This window comes from Flagellimonas lutaonensis, assembly GCF_000963865.1.
GTDB classification, from domain to species: Bacteria; Bacteroidota; Bacteroidia; order Flavobacteriales; family Flavobacteriaceae; genus Flagellimonas_A; species Flagellimonas_A lutaonensis.
This window is the reverse complement of sequence record NZ_CP011071.1, coordinates 3,212,123-3,230,422: the sequence shown is the minus strand read 5'-3', so window position 1 is coordinate 3,230,422 and position 18,300 is coordinate 3,212,123. Positions and strand designations below refer to the sequence as shown.

Annotated in this window: 16 protein-coding genes and 1 other RNA gene; 7 read left to right on the top strand and 10 right to left on the bottom strand. The window is 42.7% G+C overall.

What is annotated here, in order from left to right:
- Nucleotides 1-35: 35 nt before the first annotated feature.
- Complete coding sequence (gene clpB, locus VC82_RS14900; protein WP_045803068.1) at nt 36-2,636, bottom strand: ATP-dependent chaperone ClpB; 2,601 nt, start codon at nt 2,634-2,636, stop codon at nt 36-38.
- A gap of 155 nt (nt 2,637-2,791) precedes the next feature.
- Here clpB and ytxJ point away from each other — a divergent pair, with 155 nt between their 5' ends.
- Entirely contained in the window at nt 2,792-3,187 is a 396-nt protein-coding gene (gene ytxJ, locus VC82_RS14895; protein ID WP_045803067.1) for a bacillithiol system redox-active protein YtxJ, read from the top strand.
- Between the two features lie 53 nt (nt 3,188-3,240).
- Here the strand turns inward: ytxJ and VC82_RS14890 are convergent, their stop codons facing one another.
- Nucleotides 3,241-4,425 carry a hypothetical protein gene (locus VC82_RS14890; protein ID WP_045803066.1) on the bottom strand — a complete coding sequence of 395 codons (1,185 nt, stop codon included), beginning with the start codon at nt 4,423-4,425 and terminating at the stop codon, nt 3,241-3,243.
- 256 nt (nt 4,426-4,681) lie between these two features.
- Between VC82_RS14890 and glyA the strand changes: the two genes are divergently transcribed.
- Nucleotides 4,682-5,956: a serine hydroxymethyltransferase gene (gene glyA / locus VC82_RS14885; RefSeq protein WP_045803065.1), complete on the top strand. Its 1,275-nt coding sequence runs from the start codon at nt 4,682-4,684 to the stop codon at nt 5,954-5,956.
- On the opposite strand, the gene VC82_RS14880 is transcribed toward glyA, so the two are convergent.
- The 8 genes from VC82_RS14880 to VC82_RS14850 all read right to left on the bottom strand — a co-directional run bounded on the left by VC82_RS14880 (nt 5,953) and on the right by VC82_RS14850 (nt 13,893).
- The gene (locus VC82_RS14880; protein ID WP_045803064.1) at nt 5,953-6,609 is read right to left on the bottom strand and encodes a hypothetical protein; all 657 of its coding nucleotides are present in this window, start codon (nt 6,607-6,609) and stop codon (nt 5,953-5,955) included. The two genes, glyA and VC82_RS14880, sit on opposite strands and share 4 nt — an antisense overlap.
- 193 nt (nt 6,610-6,802) lie before the next feature.
- Nucleotides 6,803-7,471: a response regulator gene (locus VC82_RS14875; protein ID WP_045803063.1), complete on the bottom strand. Its 669-nt coding sequence runs from the start codon at nt 7,469-7,471 to the stop codon at nt 6,803-6,805.
- A 19-nt stretch (nt 7,472-7,490) separates the two neighbouring features.
- Nucleotides 7,491-9,602, bottom strand: coding sequence for a tetratricopeptide repeat-containing sensor histidine kinase (locus VC82_RS14870; protein WP_045803062.1), 2,112 nt, complete (start codon nt 9,600-9,602; stop codon nt 7,491-7,493).
- Nucleotides 9,603-9,688: 86 nt separating this feature from the next.
- Nucleotides 9,689-9,859, bottom strand: a complete 171-nt coding sequence (locus tag VC82_RS15620; RefSeq protein WP_157518163.1) for a hypothetical protein — start codon at nt 9,857-9,859, stop codon at nt 9,689-9,691.
- Between the two features lie 147 nt (nt 9,860-10,006).
- Entirely contained in the window at nt 10,007-10,738 is a 732-nt protein-coding gene (locus VC82_RS14865) for a LytR/AlgR family response regulator transcription factor (protein WP_045803061.1), read from the bottom strand.
- 167 nt (nt 10,739-10,905) lie between these two features.
- Nucleotides 10,906-12,447: a choice-of-anchor Q domain-containing protein gene (locus VC82_RS14860; protein WP_045803060.1), complete on the bottom strand. Its 1,542-nt coding sequence runs from the start codon at nt 12,445-12,447 to the stop codon at nt 10,906-10,908.
- Between the two features lie 11 nt (nt 12,448-12,458).
- Nucleotides 12,459-12,848: an acyl-CoA thioesterase gene (locus VC82_RS14855; protein ID WP_045803059.1), complete on the bottom strand. Its 390-nt coding sequence runs from the start codon at nt 12,846-12,848 to the stop codon at nt 12,459-12,461.
- A gap of 1 nt (nt 12,849) precedes the next feature.
- On the bottom strand, nt 12,850-13,893 hold the full coding sequence (locus VC82_RS14850; RefSeq protein WP_045803503.1) for a glutaminyl-peptide cyclotransferase: 1,044 nt from the start codon (nt 13,891-13,893) through the stop codon (nt 12,850-12,852).
- Between the two features lie 98 nt (nt 13,894-13,991).
- On the opposite strand from VC82_RS14850, the gene ffs reads away from it, so the two are divergent.
- The 5 genes from ffs to VC82_RS14830 all read left to right on the top strand — a co-directional run bounded on the left by ffs (nt 13,992) and on the right by VC82_RS14830 (nt 17,571).
- Nucleotides 13,992-14,090, top strand: an RNA gene (gene ffs / locus VC82_RS15495) — signal recognition particle sRNA small type.
- Between the two features lie 326 nt (nt 14,091-14,416).
- Nucleotides 14,417-15,937, top strand: coding sequence for a hypothetical protein (locus tag VC82_RS15715; protein ID WP_179944600.1), 1,521 nt, complete (start codon nt 14,417-14,419; stop codon nt 15,935-15,937).
- Nucleotides 15,900-16,472, top strand: a complete 573-nt coding sequence (locus VC82_RS14840; protein ID WP_170218330.1) for a hypothetical protein — start codon at nt 15,900-15,902, stop codon at nt 16,470-16,472. Before VC82_RS15715 ends, VC82_RS14840 begins: the two co-directional genes overlap by 38 nt.
- Before the next feature lie 62 nt (nt 16,473-16,534).
- Nucleotides 16,535-16,744 carry a hypothetical protein gene (locus tag VC82_RS14835; protein WP_045803056.1) on the top strand — a complete coding sequence of 70 codons (210 nt, stop codon included), beginning with the start codon at nt 16,535-16,537 and terminating at the stop codon, nt 16,742-16,744.
- A gap of 242 nt (nt 16,745-16,986) precedes the next feature.
- A complete protein-coding gene (locus tag VC82_RS14830; protein ID WP_045803055.1) occupies nt 16,987-17,571 on the top strand; it encodes a hypothetical protein in 585 nt (194 codons plus the stop codon).
- Nucleotides 17,572-18,300: the final 729 nt, after the last annotated feature.

The window sequence follows — 18,300 nt, the reverse complement described above, 5'->3', positions numbered from 1 at the left end:
ACGGGAAAGGACTTCTACACAATTTGAATATATGTTTACTCTACCAACTCGTTTTGGTTTCTGAAGACCAGCTCGTTGTCAAACGAATCGATAAGCACAATGCTGTCACTTTTGACATTGCCTGCCAACATCTCTTTTGACAGCTTATTCAAGACTTCTTTTTGAATCAAGCGCTTGATAGGCCTTGCACCATATTGGGGATCAAAGCCCTTTGTTGCCAGATATTCGACCGCATCTTCGGTGGCATCGATTGTGATGTGCTGTTTTTCAAGCATCTTTTTGAGCTTGTCAAGCTGCAATTCCACAATTTTTTTGATGTCATCCTTATTGAGCGGTGTGAACATGATGATATCATCGATACGGTTCAAGAACTCAGGGCGTATTGTTTTGCGCAACAAGCCCAACACCTCGACCTTGGCCGCTTCAGTGGCACTGTGAAGATCTTTGTTGTTCTCGAACTTTTCTTGAATGATGTGGCTTCCCATATTGCTCGTCATAATGATGATGCAGTTCTTAAAATCGGCTACCCGGCCTTTGTTGTCCGTCAACCTTCCTTCATCAAGAACCTGCAACAAGATGTTGAACGTATCGGGGTGTGCCTTTTCAATCTCATCCAGAAGAATTACCGAATAAGGCCTTCGGCGAACAGCCTCTGTCAATTGTCCCCCCTCATCGTACCCAACATAACCGGGAGGTGCACCCACCAATCTGCTTACTGAATGGCGCTCTTGGTACTCGCTCATATCGATTCTGGTAAGCGCGTTCTCGTCGTCGAACAGATATTCTGCCAGTGTCTTGGCAAGTTCTGTCTTACCGACACCCGTGGTACCCAAGAACATAAACGACCCAATGGGCCTCTTGGCATCTTGCAGGCCGGCCCTGCTTCTTCTAATGGCATCTGAAACGGCTTCTATGGCCTCTTCTTGGCCGACCACCCTTTTGTGGAGCACATCTTCGAGTTTCAAAAGTTTTTCACGCTCGCTCTGCAGCATTTTGTTTACTGGAATACCCGTCCATTTTGCCACTACCTCTGCAATGTCTTCATTGGTGACCTCCTCTTTTATAAGGGTGCCCGACTTTTGCTGCTCTTGAAGCTCTTTTTGAAGTTTTTCGAGCTGCTCTTGTGCTTCCTTGATCTTTCCATAGCGAAGCTCGGCTACCTTGCCGTAGTCTCCGTTTCGCTCTGCACGCTCGGCTTCCAACTTGTAGTTTTCAATATCCTGTTTCGTCTTCTGAATATTGTCCACCACCGATTTTTCTCTTTCCCACTGGGCAAAGATTTCATTTCGCTCTTCTTTGAGATTGGCCAATTCGAGATTCAACGTTTTCAGTTTTGCATCATCGTTTTCCCTTTTAATGGCCTCAATTTCTATTTCGAGCTGCATGATCTTTCTGTCAAGCACATCAAGGTCTTCGGGCTTTGAATTGATTTCCATTCGCAGCTTTGATGCGGCTTCGTCCATCAAATCAATGGCCTTGTCGGGCAAAAATCGGTTGGTGATATAGCGCTGCGACAACTCTACGGCAGCGATTACCGCCTCATCTTTGATACGCACCTTGTGGTGTGCCTCGTACTTATCTTTGATGCCCCTTAAAATGGATATGGCACTTTCGGTATCGGGCTCATCGACGACCACTTTTTGGAAACGTCGTTCCAATGCCTTGTCTTTTTCAAAGTACTTTTGGTACTCATCAAGGGTTGTGGCACCTATGGCCCTCAACTCTCCTCTGGCCAGTGCGGGTTTTAAAATGTTCGCAGCATCCATTGCTCCCTGTCCGCCACCGGCACCCACCAAGGTGTGTATCTCGTCAATGAATAAAACGATGTTGCCATCAGAGGAGGTAACCTCTTTGATGACGGCCTTCAACCGCTCTTCAAATTCGCCCTTGTACTTGGCCCCTGCAATCAGGGCTCCCATATCCAGAGAGTAAATGGTCTTTTCCTTTAGGTTTTCTGGCACATCACCTTGTATAATTCGGTGTGCCAATCCCTCGACAATGGCGGTCTTGCCCACTCCCGGCTCACCGACCAACATGGGGTTGTTCTTGGTTCTTCTTGACAGAATTTGAAGAACCCTTCTGATTTCTTCATCGCGCCCAATGACCGGATCCAACTTACCACTATCGGCCTCGGCATTCAGGTTTCGAGCATATTTGTTGAGCGCGTTATAGGTATCTTCGGCACTTTGTGAGGTAACCTTGCCTCCTTTTCGCAACTCTTGAATGGCCGCATTGAGGTCTTTTTCGGTGACCCCTTGGTCTTTTAAGATTTGTGAAATCTTGCTTTTCGACTTGAAAATGGCCAAAATAAGGTGTTCAATAGACACGTACTCATCACCCATTTTCTTGGCCACGATACTGGCCTCGTTCAAAGTTTTACCGGCTTCTCTTGACAGCATGATATCGCCCCCAGAGACCTTTGCAAAGCTTTGGAGCTCTTTTTCAAGTATCTGTGACAACAGATCGGTGTTGACGTTCAATTTCTTCAGCAGAAACGGCAGTACGTTTTCATCGACCTCACCAATTGCCTTGAACAAATGTTCGTTCTCAATCTGTTGGTGGCCGTACGACTGGGCTAGTTGTTGTGCTTGTTGTACGGCTTCCTGTGATTTTATGGTGTAATTGTTAAAATTCATTTCTCAGTGTTTTTATAGATTTTTAGATTGATGCTCAACAATCTTACCAGAGGTCAAATACAGTCAAAATGTCGTCTAAATTAATCAAAATATAGGACATTTCGTCAGGTTGTAAGGTTTTGGAAGTTGGGCGACGAATTCCTTAAATTTGTCGTATGGTACTATTCGATGCATTGTTCGGAAAGAGTGGAAACAGTGAAACCGCCAGAACATTACCTTGGATACCTTTGGAAACCAGTGGGCAGATCGATGATATCAAAAAGAATTCTGTAGAACGCCCACAGGTCATCTTCAAGCATTCGACCACTTGCGGAATAAGTCGTATGGTCTTGAATGGGTTTCAAAAAAGCTACCCGTTTTCGGCCGAGGAAGCCGATCTGTACTATTTAGACCTACACGCCCATCGGAATATATCAAATAGGGTAGCCGAAGAATTTCAAGTGGTGCACCAATCGCCCCAATTATTGGTGGTCAAGAACGAAAAGGTAGTATTTCACACTTCGCATGGGGCCATCACCGAAGTAGATTTAGATCGGTTCTTACAACCATAAAAAAGCCCTGTGTTTACGAACACAGGGCTTTTATAATTGAATAAGGCTTTTTTTTAATTAAAACTATGCCTTTTCACGACCTCTTTTAACCGGGCCTTAAGCTCTTCGCCGGCGTCATAGACCATTTGCTCGTTTGTAGGAAACGGTACCGCCCCCAATTTTAGCAGTCTGGCAAGATCGTTGTCAAGCGCTCTTCGATCGCCTTCGTAGTTGGCATAAATATGTTCAAAGACAAATTCACTGGCCAAAGGATAAGAGTTGATGGTTTGGCCGTTTCTGAGATCCGTGAAACTTACCTTGGCTCCGATCTGGGCACTTTTGAATTGGGTGAACTGATAGAAATCGCACCTTACGGTTACCAAGCGGTCTACTTTGATTTTATTGCCCAAACTATCTTTGACCACATTGCCCTCTTCGTCATACAGATATTCATAGCCATCTTTCACCTGCTTTTCTTTAATGATCTGCTTTTCATTAATCTGTTCTGGGGAAATATTGATTTCCTTGAAATCAACCGTCATGGCATAGTCGTACGCAATGGTTTCCAACGGTTTGGTATGGTATTGGGTCCAGAAATTATCCAAGCCATAGGTGTTAAAGTCCAAGAGTTCTTCCTCAAGCCTGGCTGGAATAATCTGTTCTGTGTCGTTGTTGATATCGACCTGCACAAATTCCAAGCCCTTATTATAGGCCTCCTCCATCTTCAATTCGGTATCGCCATATCCGGGATTTATCCTATTCAGATAACTTAATTCATCGTATGCCTTTCTGTAGTCATACTTGTCGTTGGCGTTCTTTAATAGATTATTGGCGTTATCATAGAGATAAGATGATAATTCATCCTTACTTTCAATTATTTCGTTGTCGTAATTATTAAAAGTAAAATAGGCCTCACGGTTTTCATCATAAATATACAGGGGCAACAAGGGCTTTATGCGCTCTTGCCAATTTTTCAATTGTACGTACCCATTGTAAATGGCCTCGAAATTGGCAGGGTTGCCATCTTTTTTTAAGAAGGCAATTCGCTCATTTTCGCGCTGGGCATATTTTTGAAAGGCCTTTTCGAGCAATATAATGTACTCTTGATGCCCTTTTTTGGTTTTGTTCTCAGATAGCTCGGCAATGGCCTTGGACATAGCGGTTGGATAATTACCGGTATTCAAAGCCTCTTGGGTTTTTTTGACACCACTACAGGCGGTCAGCAGGACCAAAACGGTTAAGAGTAATAGTTTTTTCATGGTTCATTGATTTATCCGTGCCCAAGGCAAGGGGTTTGGTAAAAGAATTTCAACTGCCGTGCCAAAGTCACCCCCTTTGATAACGAAAATCGTCAAGCAGTAGTATGTTTGGGATGAAATACCCGTTTCTTTCGCTTTTTAGAGAACAAATTGATTGTTGATTTCTATTGAATAACTCATGGGCGAAAAAACACCTATTGCAAAGATGGAAATTGGATTAAGTTGTATTTTTAGCGCCTAATTTTAAGCAAGGACCATGCAACGAGACCAGCAAATTTTTGACCTGATTGAAAAAGAGCGCGAACGGCAAATAAGCGGCATTGAGCTGATAGCTTCAGAGAATTTTACAAGTCCACAGGTGATGGAAGCCGCTGGTTCAGTGCTAACGAACAAATATGCGGAAGGATACCCTGGCAAGAGGTATTATGGTGGTTGTGAGGTAGTGGACGAAGTAGAACAGTTGGCCATTGACAGGGCAAAAGAACTGTTCGGGGCGGTCTATGCCAATGTTCAGCCCCACTCAGGTTCGCAGGCCAATGCATCGGTGTACCACGCCTGCCTTAAGCCCGGAGATACCATTTTGGGGTTCGATTTGGCGCATGGGGGGCACCTGACACATGGCTCGCCCGTGAACTTTTCTGGAAAATTGTATAGACCGGTCTTTTACGGGGTTGATGAGGAAACAGGAACCCTCAATTATGATAAGATCCAAGAAATTGCCGATAGGGAAAGGCCCAAACTTATTATTGCCGGTGCATCGGCCTACTCACGTGATATGGACTTCAAACGGTTCAGGGAAATTGCCGATAGTGTAGATGCCCTGCTGTTGGCCGATATCTCGCACCCAGCGGGCCTCATTGCGAAAGGTATCATGAACGACCCGATTCCGCACTGCCATATCGTGACCACCACCACACACAAGACCTTGCGTGGCCCACGAGGCGGACTCATACTTATGGGCGAGAATTTTGAAAACCCATTTGGCATACGATTGAAGAACGGTAACCTTAGAAAGATGTCCGGATTATTGGATTTAGCAGTTTTCCCCGGCAATCAGGGCGGTCCGTTAGAGCACATCATCGCGGCCAAGGCGGTTGCGTTCGGTGAGGCGCTTACCGATAGTTTTCTACATTATATCGTACAGGTCAAGAAAAATGCGGCCGCCATGGCCAAAGCATTTGTTGATAAAGGGTACAAGGTCATTTCCGGTGGCACCGACAACCATATGATGCTCATTGACCTGCGCAATAAGGGCATCACGGGAAAAGATGCGGAAAAAGCACTTGAAAAAGCGGCCATTACCGCGAATAAGAATATGGTGCCCTTTGATGACCAGTCTCCTTTTATCACTTCAGGAATTCGTTTTGGAACCCCGGCCATAACGACCCGGGGCCTAAAAGAAGACGATATGGAGGTAATCGTTGGTTATATCGACGAGGTGTTACTGAGTGCCGAAGATGATGCCAAGATTGCGGCTGTTCGAACCAAAGTCAACGAATTGATGAGCCATAGGCCACTGTTCAATGCTTAGGGCAACAACAAGAAATCACCTTCGGTAATTTCCCGGTTCTTTAGGTCATAGATAGCTGCTTCACCCTCTTCGTTGGAGTGGAAGTAAAGCGCCCAGTATTCAAAAAAGCCCATGGGTTGTCTTAGATGCCCACCATATCTGTAGAGCACATTGGCGTGGGGCATCATTGAAAACTCAGTGAAGACAGGCACAAATATCTCGTAGGGCATTTCGGTCATGTGTTTGGTGAAATGGGCAAAATTGCCGCTCACGGCCGAAATGATTTTTCCAAACTGTTCTGCAATGCTATTGTTGGGAATTTTGGAAACCACCAACGAGGTATCGGTAAAATGAAGCGATAACTCGGCAATATCTATCTCAAACGGATTTTTCCTTTGAAGGTTGCCCAACTGCAATTCAAGCTCGTTAATGCCAGTAGTGCGATATAGATTTTGGTCAAAGTTTCCCCAAGAGCCATTTCTGAAATGATATAGACAATGGGTAAGCGAATAATTGCAATGAAAATCAACAACAAGTTCTGGTTTTCCGGTTTTGGCGTTTACCAGTCGTACATCCACATCGGCAAAAAAGCTTCGCCCTAACTTTTTCCTGAATGGCTCAATTCCTTCAATGCGCTTATCTTCAAACTTGTAATGTTGTATCCTTCTTGCCATAGCTTCCTATTTTAGATATGATAGAAGAAAAGATTCCCTCTCTATCCCCTAAGTTAGAACAATCAGGACTTGAAGGATTATATGAAAACCACAGAATTTTTAGGGTTTCTGTGAGTTTGTAGAAAAGAGACTGTTAAAAAAAAGTTAAAATCGATGAAAGTGATACTATCCGCAAACTTTGCAAAAGAAAATTTTAGATAAATCCTCTCTTTTTGGCTTCTAAGATCAAAGCCAGGTCGTTCTTGTTTTCGGTACCAAAAAGGGATTTTAGGTGTCTTTTTCTATTCTCGATGGAAGATGATGATAACTGCACGTGGTTTTCTAGATCTTTGGTCTTAGTTCCTATGGATAGATGATACAGTATCTTTTTGTCTTTTTCGTCCAAAACAATATCGGTAGACATCTTTTTTCGAATGGCCTCCAGTACCTTGGCCGAATAATAGGGGGTGCCATTAATGATGGTCTTGATGGCATCCTCCAGTGTTTTTGGGTCGATGTCGGTTTTTACCAAATAGCCATCGGGATCAACCGATTTTAAAATACTGTTGATCCTATAGTTATCGCTGAACGACGACATGTATACGATTTTTGATTCTGGCGCCAGCTTTCGGGCCAATAGACCCAGATCTTCACCGTTATGGGGTTGGTCTTCGTTCGGCGGAAACAGCTGTACATCTAAAAATATAATGTCGTATTTGAACGAATTTACCGATTCTTCAATGCGTTCTTTGCCAAGCTCGAAAGTGTTAGCCGTATCAACAATTATGTTGTAATCGTCGAAGACGATTCGTTCCAATATGAACTTATAGCCCAACATCGTCATCTCATGGTCATCAATCGCTAAAATCCTCAGTGTCTTCAAAACGATAAAAATTAATTGGTTAAACTTGTTGCAATGGGTTCAAACCTACAAAACTGCCAATGGGCACATCTTCGCTGTATTTTTTGTCGAAGCGCACACTAATAGTGGTGCCCTTACCTTTTTTACTGTCAATTTCTAAGGTGCCACCCATTTTATCTACCCGCGAAATTACATTTTTTAATCCAATTCCTTTCTTTCCTTTTTGGGTGTCGAACCCTTTGCCATCATCTTTGACGGTTACCTTGAGCTTATCATCGACCGTCTCAAAATTTACCAAAACATTGGTGCACTTGGCATGTTTTACACAGTTTTGAAGCAACTCTTGAACGATTCGGTACACATTTATCTTGAGGTTGCCAGCAAGCTTGTCCCAATCCATATCTTCATCATAGGTAAACGAACAATTGATCTTTGCCGACTCGCCAATAGTTTTCACCAAATCGTCGATGGCCACAATAAAATTATGAATTTTCCGGTAAGAGGCCTCGTTCAGTTCGTGTGAAATGGTCCGTATTTCTTCCTCTAGTTCGCGAAGTTTCTCAATGAGCTCGGCCCTTTGGTTGATGGCAGACTCATCGTTTCGTTCGTTCAGTCCGGTCAAAATAAGGCGTATGCCAAGCATTTGACCCAAAATTCCGTCATGTAGCTCTTCTGATATTCTTTTTTGTTCTAATTGCTTACCCTCTTGAAATTTGCCTTGTTGGGCCAGCATCAGGTTATAGATTTCTTGGTTGCTTTCTTGCTGCCTTTGTTGAAATTTCAACTTCTCGTTGTTCACCCTCTGCGCATAGATGACATATCCGGCAATGGCCAACAAAAATACGGCGAGGGCAACCCCAGACCATATTTTGATCTCTCGGGCCAAGGCCACGTTCTCTTCCTTTATTTCATCGGTCTCCATCTGTATGCGGGCAAACTTGTCGCGAATGCCCCGCTCTTGCGCTTGTAAGGTTTCGCTTAAATTGAAATAGGCACTGGCATGTTTGGCGCTATTCTTTTTATCAATCTTGGTCAATAGTTCAAGACTGCTCAACAAACGGTCGTTGTTGTTGGTCTCTTCTGCAATTTGTTTTGAGGTCATCGCCTGTTGTATGGCATTGGCCGTATCCTTTTCGTGGGCCAAAATTTCGGCCCTGAACTCATGGTTTCTGGCCTTTGTATAGGTGTTGCCCAACTGGGTCAAAATACTGTCAGATTCGTCTAGCAATTGTTTGATGCCATCGATATCGGTTTCACCGTTCTTAAATTTGGCATACGCCAAGCTACCCAATGCCCGGGCATATGATAGGGGTTCTTTGGTCTTGAGACTGTCGATAGTTACTAATTCATTGTATAGCTGAGCAGCCTTGTTATAGTCTTCTTTTTGAAAATAGACATAAGCAATGTTGTTCTTGTTAAAAATGTAATTGCCAAACCAGTTTTTAGAATCCTTATCCAAATACTCCTTGGCCAACAAATGGTATTCCAAAGCTTTGTCAAAGTTGCCCAAATTATTTTGAATATTGGCTAACAGGTTATAAGATTCAAATAGCCGATGTTCCATTCCCTTTTCTTTGAAAAATTCGATGGCCTGTACAATATCTTTTTCGGCACCTACATATTCTTTACTATTATGCTTTGTCGAAGACATGGCGTATAAAATTCGTCCAGGGTAATCCTTAGCCCTATCTTCTAAGTCAGCTTCCAAAAATTTGTGGTAAGCTTCCTTATAGTGGAAGTAGGCACTATCGGGTTTTGATAGTTTGTAATAATCGCCTAAATCCCAATGGGCCTCGCCCAGTGCTTGGTAATCGCCTACCTTTTTTGCAAGAGTCATCAGATTGGCATTGACTTTTTTAAACTGTGCGGTATCGCCCAAGCGTTTATAGGCCAATGAAATTGTCGAATACGTTTTGGTCAAGGTGCTGTCAGCATAGTGGGCCTGGGCATATTGCAGTGCTTTTCGGAGCAGTTGCCCCCTGTCTTCAAACGATAACTCACTATTATTTCGGGCCTCGGCAATCCAAATAGAGGTGCTGTCCTGAAGGCCACTTTTCGCCTGGGGGTCTGTTTTTTTTTGTTGGCAACCCCATTGGAAAACAACCAGCAGAACAAAGAAGAGGTAGTTGGTTCTTGTAGTAAATTCTGTCATAAAATTCGCTAACACTACCTACAAGATATAAAAAAGCCCCAACACTGAAAGCAGCTTGGGGCTTTTTATATGGATATATATGTTATTTAATTTCCACCTTCATCCCGGTCACCAGAACTTTGTCCACATCCATCGCAGGACATTTCATCCACATTTTCAAATAGGGCTTCTGTGTCTTCTAGATTGGTTTCAGCTTCGCAGGCAATCATTCCTAGTCCAAATACCAATAGGGCCATAATGCTAAGTGTCTTTTTCATTTTAGTGTCTCGTTTTGGTTAATAATTAGGTTATTAAGTAATTTCTTACAAGGTAGAAATTACCCTAGACGAGGTGTAGTGTCTAAAAAAAACGAAAGTAAATGCCCCGAGTCTGCGAGTAAACGGGGTAAATCTGTTAGAATTTTATCAATCAGAGGCCTTGATGCTGTTTTTGGACAGGATGTTCTTTAGTTCATCAACCCGATCAAGGTATGATTTTGAGAAGGGCAACTGGCCTTCAACATTCTTCAGGGTACATATTGATTTCCCAAAATTGATGCGTGCCACATATTTTGAGTTCAATATGTAGCTTTGGTGGATGCGAATAAAACTTTCGGGCAGTTTTTTTTCGAATGTTTTGAGTGTTTTGTAGGCACTTATTACGTTGCCGTCTTTCATGACAAAATCGGTGGTGTTGTTATCGGCCTTTAAATATAGAATGTCGTCAGTATTCAGGTAGTGGTAATCACGGTACGACTTTAAACATATGTTGGTGGGTACGTTTTCGACCGGCATGTGCTTTCTAATGCGAAGAATGGTCTTTCGTATTTCAAATTCGTCATGGGGCAACAACCAATAATCGAAGAACCCATTTTTGATGGCATTGTAGGCGTATTGTTTGTCTCGTGCAAAACCTATCAATAGGGGTATTTTAGACAGGTAACGGTTCAGTTCACTGACCATATGGAAACAATCGGGGCCTTCTCCGCCCAAATTGATCATAACCACATCGGGTGAAAACTTTAAAATGGCATTATGGCCATCGGTCAAGTTTGTGGTGTTCGCGGCACAGGTAAAGTCACCATACTCTTGCATTTGCATTTGCAGTTGTAGATTGGTCGCCGCATCAGAATCAATTATGGCATAGGTATAATCCATGGTACGATAACTTGTTGCAAGTTAGCGAGTACCACTAAATGTAGACTGCATTTTTACCTTAAAAAAAATGGGGTTTTTCCACAAAAAATCAATGATTTTCAACTTGTTGAAGACTTTGCGGGCAAGCACACCACACTTTTAGGATGTTTTGGTTTGAAGTTAACCAGTTAATTTTCAAGAACATATTCATAGGCCCCCACATCTGGGCTCTGGGTTCTGTCAACGCCCCGAATGTCAAAGGGTACCGAAAGAGCCGTATCCACATCTCCGGCATCAATGGCTTCCGAACCTTCGCCGATCAAAAAGTTGTTTTGGGCCGGTGCCATAAATTCGGCATTGGCATTGAGCAATATATTTTGATAATGTTCAATGTCTTGAAAGTCGAACAAACTGTTCGCCAAATACTGCCCATTGACGTCGTTGAAGGTAATAAGGCAATTGGTAAAGGCGTACCGAAATTCGTACAAATCATTCTTTTTCAGCAATAATTCAATATTCTTGTTTCCGTCAATAATACAGTTTGTAAAAGTGGCCGCTACCAAATCAGTACCTGTTGCGTTGGAGGGCGTTTCTATGAAATTGTCGATCAATACGGCCGGACCGCCCCGAAAGCCATCATCCCAATAATTTGCGATGGTAGCGTGCTTGAAATCATATGTACCCCCCAACTGGCAATAGAGCGAGCTGAAACCCGCATTGCCCAACACTAGGTTTTCAGCCTGCACAGCAGTGTTCACGGCCCAAAGATTGACACTTGAACTGTTTAGAACCTGCACATTTCTGAGTCGCAGCTTCGGTTCAGGATCATTGGTGTTGCCCTCGACCAAAATACCTACGGTGCCGTTCTTTATAGTGGTATGTTCAATACGGTTGTCTATGCTGCCCTCGGCCAGCCAGATGGCACCCCACAGGCCGGCAATATCGGCATATACTGGTTCGAGGCGGTCTCCTTCAAAAATGACCTCATTTTCCTTTATTTCTTCGTTTTCGCTGGGCAAACCATTTACCTGCATCGAGCCGCCTTCTTGCACCAAGATTCCTGAATCTTTATGAAAATGGATACGGGCACCCGCATCAATAGTAAGTGTTTTTCCCTCTGCGACTGTGGCGTAGCCATAAATTACGTAGGGTTTTTCTTGCTTGAACCTGAGTTGTTCATCCTTCAAATAAAACCCTTCTACCCGAATTTCATTTCCTTCTTCATCAAATCCCAGTGGTATGGTTTCCTTGGTGCCATCCGTCAATCTAGAAGGGTATAAAAAAACAGCATCTTTGACCAAGGTGACCAATTGAACTGTTTGTTCTTTGCCATCGGCCCCAAAGATTAGGGAATCAGTGTATAAAAACTCGTTCTGTGATAGGTTGGAAATATCAAAAGTGGTCTCGATAAACACATAAAGGCTGTCTTTGGCAAGTAGCGGTATGTTCGCAAATGTTTTGCCCGCCCGTCCGTCTACATTGAGCCGATAGGCACTTTGTTCTCCCTTGGCCAACCCGACAAAGGGTATTGCAATGTCTTTGTTCGATGTATTGTAGACCTTTAAGGTGTAGGTGGCACTACCTATGTTGGTAAAAACGGTGTCAAGAAATACGGTATCTTTTGAAAATCTCAGATTGCCTCTGCCCAGGGCATAATCAAAGTCTTTTCTGCATGATACGGATACTATCAGCAGCAGTAGGGGAATGATCAAAAGTAGGAGTCGTCGCATGGTTTCCAAGTTTATTGGAAGCGTTTTTCAACCTTTTCAGGTATTCGTTTGGGCCGTAGGGTGTCGGGATCCAAAAAACACCAGTCGGTTACTGCTTTAACCAATAAATCACCGGTTTTATTGTTTTTTATTTCTACAATACGGGTCGATATGGGGCCTTTCATTTCGAGAACCCATGTGGTCAACAGCAAATCGTCGTTCAACTTGGCCGATTTATAATAGGTGATCTTGTGTTCGCGTACCACCCAAACCCCCAGTGCTTGAAGTTTGGCATCGGCCCTTGACAACCAATGCGCCTTGGAAATTTCTTGGATCCAAACAATGTAACGGATGTTGTTCACATGCAGCATTTCATCGAGATCTGCCGAGCGTACCCTTCGGGACTCGCTGTAAACCTGCATCTTACTTTTTTAAGATTTTCACCTCGAACAGTTTGTTCCAGTTTTTGCCGGTCACAAAAAAAGTGCCCCGTTCTTTATGGTAGGCCACTCCGTTCAAGACCGAATTGAGATCGTCCCATTCCGCGCCACGGGCCACCTTACTTTTTAATCCTCCAAAATTGATGACCCCCTCAATGGCGCCAGATTCGGCATCAATGATCATCATACTCTCTTTTTGGTACACGTTTGAATATATTTTGCCATCTACATACTCCAGTTCATTGGCCTTGTTGAAAATCGATTTGTTGGTGACGATCTCGATAAAATCCTCTTCGACCAATGTCTCAGGATTCAAAAGCCAAATTTTTTCAGTGCCATCGCTCTTGTACAATCGGGCGCCGTCGTTACAGAGTCCCCAGCCTTCTTTGCTTTGCCCATAGTTGAAGGTGTCTATTTTTTCCAATGATCGGGCATCGTATACATACCCGATGCCACTTTGCCAGGTCAATTGATAAACCTTATCGCCCAGAATGGTGATGCCCTCACCAAACACCGATTTATCCATGTCGACTTTCTGTAAAATCTCCCCGGTTTTATAGTCCAGTTTTCTAAGGGTGGACCTTCCCCTTTTTCCGGTACTCTCATAAAGGGTGTCTCCCCTGAATTCAAGGCCCTGGGTATAGGCGGCCGGGTCATGGGGATAGGTATTCATGATTTCGTAGGTATAAATTTCAGGAGTGTCTTTTGCGAGCACCTTTATTTTCTTGAATAGGCTGACCGATTCTTGACCATAGGCAACCGTGGCCACCAGTTCTTTGTTTCCCAACTTTTTCACATCAAGGGTGATCTTGCCATCCTTTACTGGAAGTACCTTGCCATCAATACTGTATTCAACCCTGTCAATGGCAAGATCTTTTTTGTTTTTCAATGTAACCGCCACCGATTGGCCCTGCTGAAACTTGTTGCCTCCCTCTAACTGAATGGAAAATAGTTTGGCGGGGTCTTTTTCGCCGCCACAGGCCAAAAAGAACAAAAATATGATTGAAAAGTGAAGGATCTTGAACATTTGATTTCCCATAAAAGCATGAATGATTTCAACGATTTGCATCCGAAATTAAGAATGTAAACCGATTGCCACAAATTTAAAAGATCGTATATTTGCACGGGCAAGTCCTACACGACCAGCTCCTGCAGAATCCCCCAGGGCGGGAACGCAGCAAGGGTATGTGGTCGTAGCGGTGCGATGTAGGTAGCTTGCCTTTTTTTGTGCTCTCTTCAGTAACAACGATAACTCTGGGGAACATTGAAAACGAATGGCCAAAACCTCAAAATGGCAGCACCAAAAAGTATTCGTAATATACATTTCATCGAAAAACCGGTCGGTTCAGCCTAAAAACCGTGCTTTTCATCCAAAATGCTGAAATCTGATTTGTATCGGGGGGGGGATTTTCCTACATTGAGTGAAAACCAATACATCCCACATACATGAAAGCCAATTCAGCACTTAAATTTTTCTGGTAATTTCACTGAATGTTTTTTTTGGTTGCGAGATTGAGCCATACGGTGAAAGCCTCGGCGGGGCCGAACAATTGACACTTGTCAAAGAATTCCAGTTGCATTTCGATTTGACCGAATTCGATGACCCATCGGGTCACATTGTCGAGAACATCAAGGTCGATTGGGCAAATTACAAAACCGAGAAATTCGATGACAAAGAATGGTATGAGTTTCAGGTCATCGAAGAAAGACCCGTGGCCTATTCAGGAGAGGGGCGCATTCAAGGGCAATATTTCACGCTTCTTGCCCACAAGACCGACGAAGGGTTCAAATTCTTTGTCAACAAAATGCTATCTTATAGTGATGGTGAGGGATTTACTTATTTCAACATCAAGGAAAAATATTACCACGGCATGGCGTATCTGTACAACCTTGAGGGAGAGGTGGAACACCTGTTCCACTTTGAGAAGGGCAAATTGATGCGGAGTGTCGAAAGCATAAAGACCGATATCTCCGAAACGGAAACTCTTGGGCTGATTGCCCGGGGCGAGTGCCATGAGAAGGCCAGCACCGCAAGGTGCAATAGCGCACTTGAATGTGCGCTCAACGGTGGCCCTAACGGCAACGGTACGGGAGGCAATGGTTGTGGTGGGGGCGGAGGCCCGGGCGGCTCGGGAGGTGGTTTTCGCATGGTTACCACTCACCATTACACCGACTGGTACAATGACCGGGGCAGTTATTCTGAGTACAGCCACACCGAGTACAACGGCAGTACCTCGGAATGGGTATGGGTAGGCGGCAGTAGCGGTTATAGTGGCCAAGGCTATTCCGATAGCTCGTACAACTATGCAAGTACCAGCCCAGAGGGGTATTCTTCGGGCCAAGTGGATTATTCCATTACGCCACCAGCGAATGCGGAGGAAGAACCCAATAAGTTGATTTTGAACCTTAATGATATGTTGGAGTACCCCTGTGTGGCAGATATCATCAAAGAATTGTCAAAAGGGGATTTTAAAAACTTAAGAATCAATGATTTGGGAAATCTAGAAATGGGCAGACACCTATCTTCGGCAATTTTGGGGATTTTCGAAAACAGTGCCAATTATGATATCCACATTCGCGTTGACCAATTGGGGTATGGCCCAAATGGAAATGAGATTAACGGTGAAACTGTATCGGTTGCAGGTGGATGGCAAATAACTATCGATAAAGATTTGGCGAAGAATGGAACCAGTCTTTCCGTTGCAAAAACAATGATTCATGAATCAGTTCATGCCTATATTTATTATGTTCTCAAAACACAAAGAAAATCTGATTTAGTACAAGATATAGTTGCCCTATTCAACAAATTCAGGAATGAGGGCCACAGTGGTATTGCCGCAGATAATTTAAGCCAACATGAATTTATGACACAACTCGTTGACGCAATGGCTTACTCGCTATCAGTATGGGACTCCCACAAACTACCCATGGAGTACTATAAAAACATTACTTGGGGCGGACTTGAAACTTCAGAAGCCTATAAAAAATTGGAAAACAAGAATGAAATTCAAAAAAACATTAAATCAGAAAGATATGGCTATTCAAGCGCATTGGGCGAAAAATGTGATTAAAGTGCTTGTTTTTGTTTGCTTAGCAAACAACTCAATTACTGGTCAGAATTTAAGGGAAAATAGGCTTACAGATATTCAACAAGAGGTTTTGAATCAGGTTTTTGCACCTCAGCATAACAAGGTTTTCATATACAACACTACAGATTTCGATAAGGGATGGAGTATATATTTCGAGAAAGATGACTTATCGCTTATCACTCAAAAAGTAGGCTTTCCAACAAAAATTACTGATGGAGAACTTTTAGAAATTTTAAAACCAAATGTCATAAAGCAAATTTGGCATGAAATTTTGCACCTAAAGCCATATTCGCTTGAAAAAAACAGATTTAACCCTAAAATTATTTTGACAAAATCCTACGACAAGCCTGTCGATTTGAAAAGAGGGGTTATAAAGATTTCTGCACCAATAATTATTGGCGATATTGCTGTTTACAGAGAAATAGGGGCGCAAAAATCACCGATATTCATTTTACAAAAAGCTAAACAACAATGGGAGGTAATCTATACTTTTTACCATTGGAACATAATTGAGTAGCTGCTTATAATTAATGCCTCTTACAAATAAAAACAAACATTGCCCAGACCGATGCACTTGGTTTGATTGCTCGTGGCGAGTGCCATGAGAAGGCCAGCACCGAAAGGTGCAATAGCGCACTTGAATGTGCGCTCAACGGTGGCCCTAACGGAAACGGCATAGGCGGCAGTTGTGGCGGCGGTGGAGGCCCGGGCGGTTCGGGCGGTGGCTTTCGCATGGTGACCACCCAAGACTACACTGACTGGTACAACAACAGGGGGCAGTTATTCTGAGTACAGCCACACAGAGTACCATGGCAGCTCCTCTGAATGGGTATGGGTCAGCAGCGGTGGTAGCGGTTATAGTGGCCAAGGCTATCCCGATAGCTCGTACAACTATGCAAGTACCAATCCAGAGGGGTATTCTTCGGGCCAAGTGGATTATTCCAATACGCCCACCGCGAATGCTGAGAATCAAAACTTAAGAGCCATCGTAGAGAATAGTTTCAACGAAATTTGTAATTAAAACAGTGACAATGAAATATTTTGTCCTTTTACTCATACCCATTGTCATAAATGGATGTCAGGCACAAATTGAAAATCATCTAAAAAAGGATGAAAAGGAGATTGTTGTTAAAATAATCGATAAACTTTCATATGTTCAGCCACCACCTCCTCCAAACACCAATGATGCGATATACGGAATAAGCGATACAATGGTTGATTCTATTGGTCGGATGAAATTAAAAGTTGCAATCTATCCAATAATGGGAAATGAAATGGAGAAATCCTCAATTGATAAAATTCCTAATGAATATCAAGACTTATTAAAGCCAGAAATGGAGATTTTGCATTTAGAAAATGTAAAGGGTTTAGAAAGCAAAAAAGGCCATACCATAATGTTGGCCGATACCCAGCAGTTGAAAAAATCCATGGAGTTTAAAAATTTTGATTTGCTCTATAATTTTTCACGAATTAGATTTGACGAAAATTACACAAAAGCAATTTTTGAAGTAGGAGTAAGCAGAAGTAGACTAGCAGGAAATGCTTCAATTTTTTGTTTGAAGAAAGTTGAGGGTAATTGGAATATAGAACATGTAATTCCAACATCAGAATGGTAACTTTTAATAAATCAAATTTTAGTCTTGTGTTGGGAATATTTTAGGACTTCGTAATTATCTTTGACTTCAAGACAATCTAAAAAAGGTAAAACCCCTGAAAAAAAGCTGTTTTCGAACAATACAAACATTACGCTGAGACATACTGTGATGTTTTCACGCATCCCAATCCAAGCGGCCCTGAAAATAAAATATACCACATTTACATGACACAATTTTATTTTAGTCCAATGGCCAAAACTTTAAGAAAATTGGATAATCGTTAACCACTAGAGCATTATAAAGATTTTGCACGGGATATACTGAGGGCACGGGTTCCATCAGGTTCCTCCGTCCATTATGATTCTAGCTTAGCACATCTTCGCACAATTTTAGAGTCAAATTCAAAGAAATGTCAATAAATTATATGAAAGCTAAGATTTTGTAATAACTCTGTCGATTTTTGTTGTGAGTTGTGCAAATAATGAGGGTTCCAAAGAAAAATTGATTGAGGACAAAGTGATATTAAACTTACTTTTACTTTACAATTATGAATCTTCCGAAATTCCACCACCGTCAATTGAGGAAATGAAAAGCGGCGATGTAAAGCCTATAGTCATAAATCGAGACCAAATAGATAGCATTAAATATGCAATTGAGAAAAATTGTGTTTTTGAAGACTTAAGCAACTTGCACTTTGACCATATTCCCAAAGGATAGGAAAATTTGGTCAAAAAATTTAATAATAATGAA

Coding starts and splice junctions, on each gene's coding strand:
- clpB (WP_045803068.1), bottom strand. CDS start 2,636: ATGAATTTTAACAATTACACCATAAAATCACAGGAAGCCGTACAACAA.
- ytxJ (WP_045803067.1), top strand. CDS start 2,792: ATGGTACTATTCGATGCATTGTTCGGAAAGAGTGGAAACAGTGAAACC.
- VC82_RS14890 (WP_045803066.1), bottom strand. CDS start 4,425: ATGAAAAAACTATTACTCTTAACCGTTTTGGTCCTGCTGACCGCCTGT.
- glyA (WP_045803065.1), top strand. CDS start 4,682: ATGCAACGAGACCAGCAAATTTTTGACCTGATTGAAAAAGAGCGCGAA.
- VC82_RS14880 (WP_045803064.1), bottom strand. CDS start 6,609: ATGGCAAGAAGGATACAACATTACAAGTTTGAAGATAAGCGCATTGAA.
- VC82_RS14870 (WP_045803062.1), bottom strand. CDS start 9,602: ATGACAGAATTTACTACAAGAACCAACTACCTCTTCTTTGTTCTGCTG.
- VC82_RS15620 (WP_157518163.1), bottom strand. CDS start 9,859: ATGAAAAAGACACTTAGCATTATGGCCCTATTGGTATTTGGACTAGGA.
- VC82_RS14865 (WP_045803061.1), bottom strand. CDS start 10,738: ATGGATTATACCTATGCCATAATTGATTCTGATGCGGCGACCAATCTA.
- VC82_RS14860 (WP_045803060.1), bottom strand. CDS start 12,447: ATGCGACGACTCCTACTTTTGATCATTCCCCTACTGCTGCTGATAGTA.
- VC82_RS14855 (WP_045803059.1), bottom strand. CDS start 12,848: ATGCAGGTTTACAGCGAGTCCCGAAGGGTACGCTCGGCAGATCTCGAT.
- VC82_RS14850 (WP_045803503.1), bottom strand. CDS start 13,893: ATGTTCAAGATCCTTCACTTTTCAATCATATTTTTGTTCTTTTTGGCC.
- VC82_RS14840 (WP_170218330.1), top strand. CDS start 15,900: ATGGCTATTCAAGCGCATTGGGCGAAAAATGTGATTAAAGTGCTTGTT.
- VC82_RS14830 (WP_045803055.1), top strand. CDS start 16,987: ATGAAATATTTTGTCCTTTTACTCATACCCATTGTCATAAATGGATGT.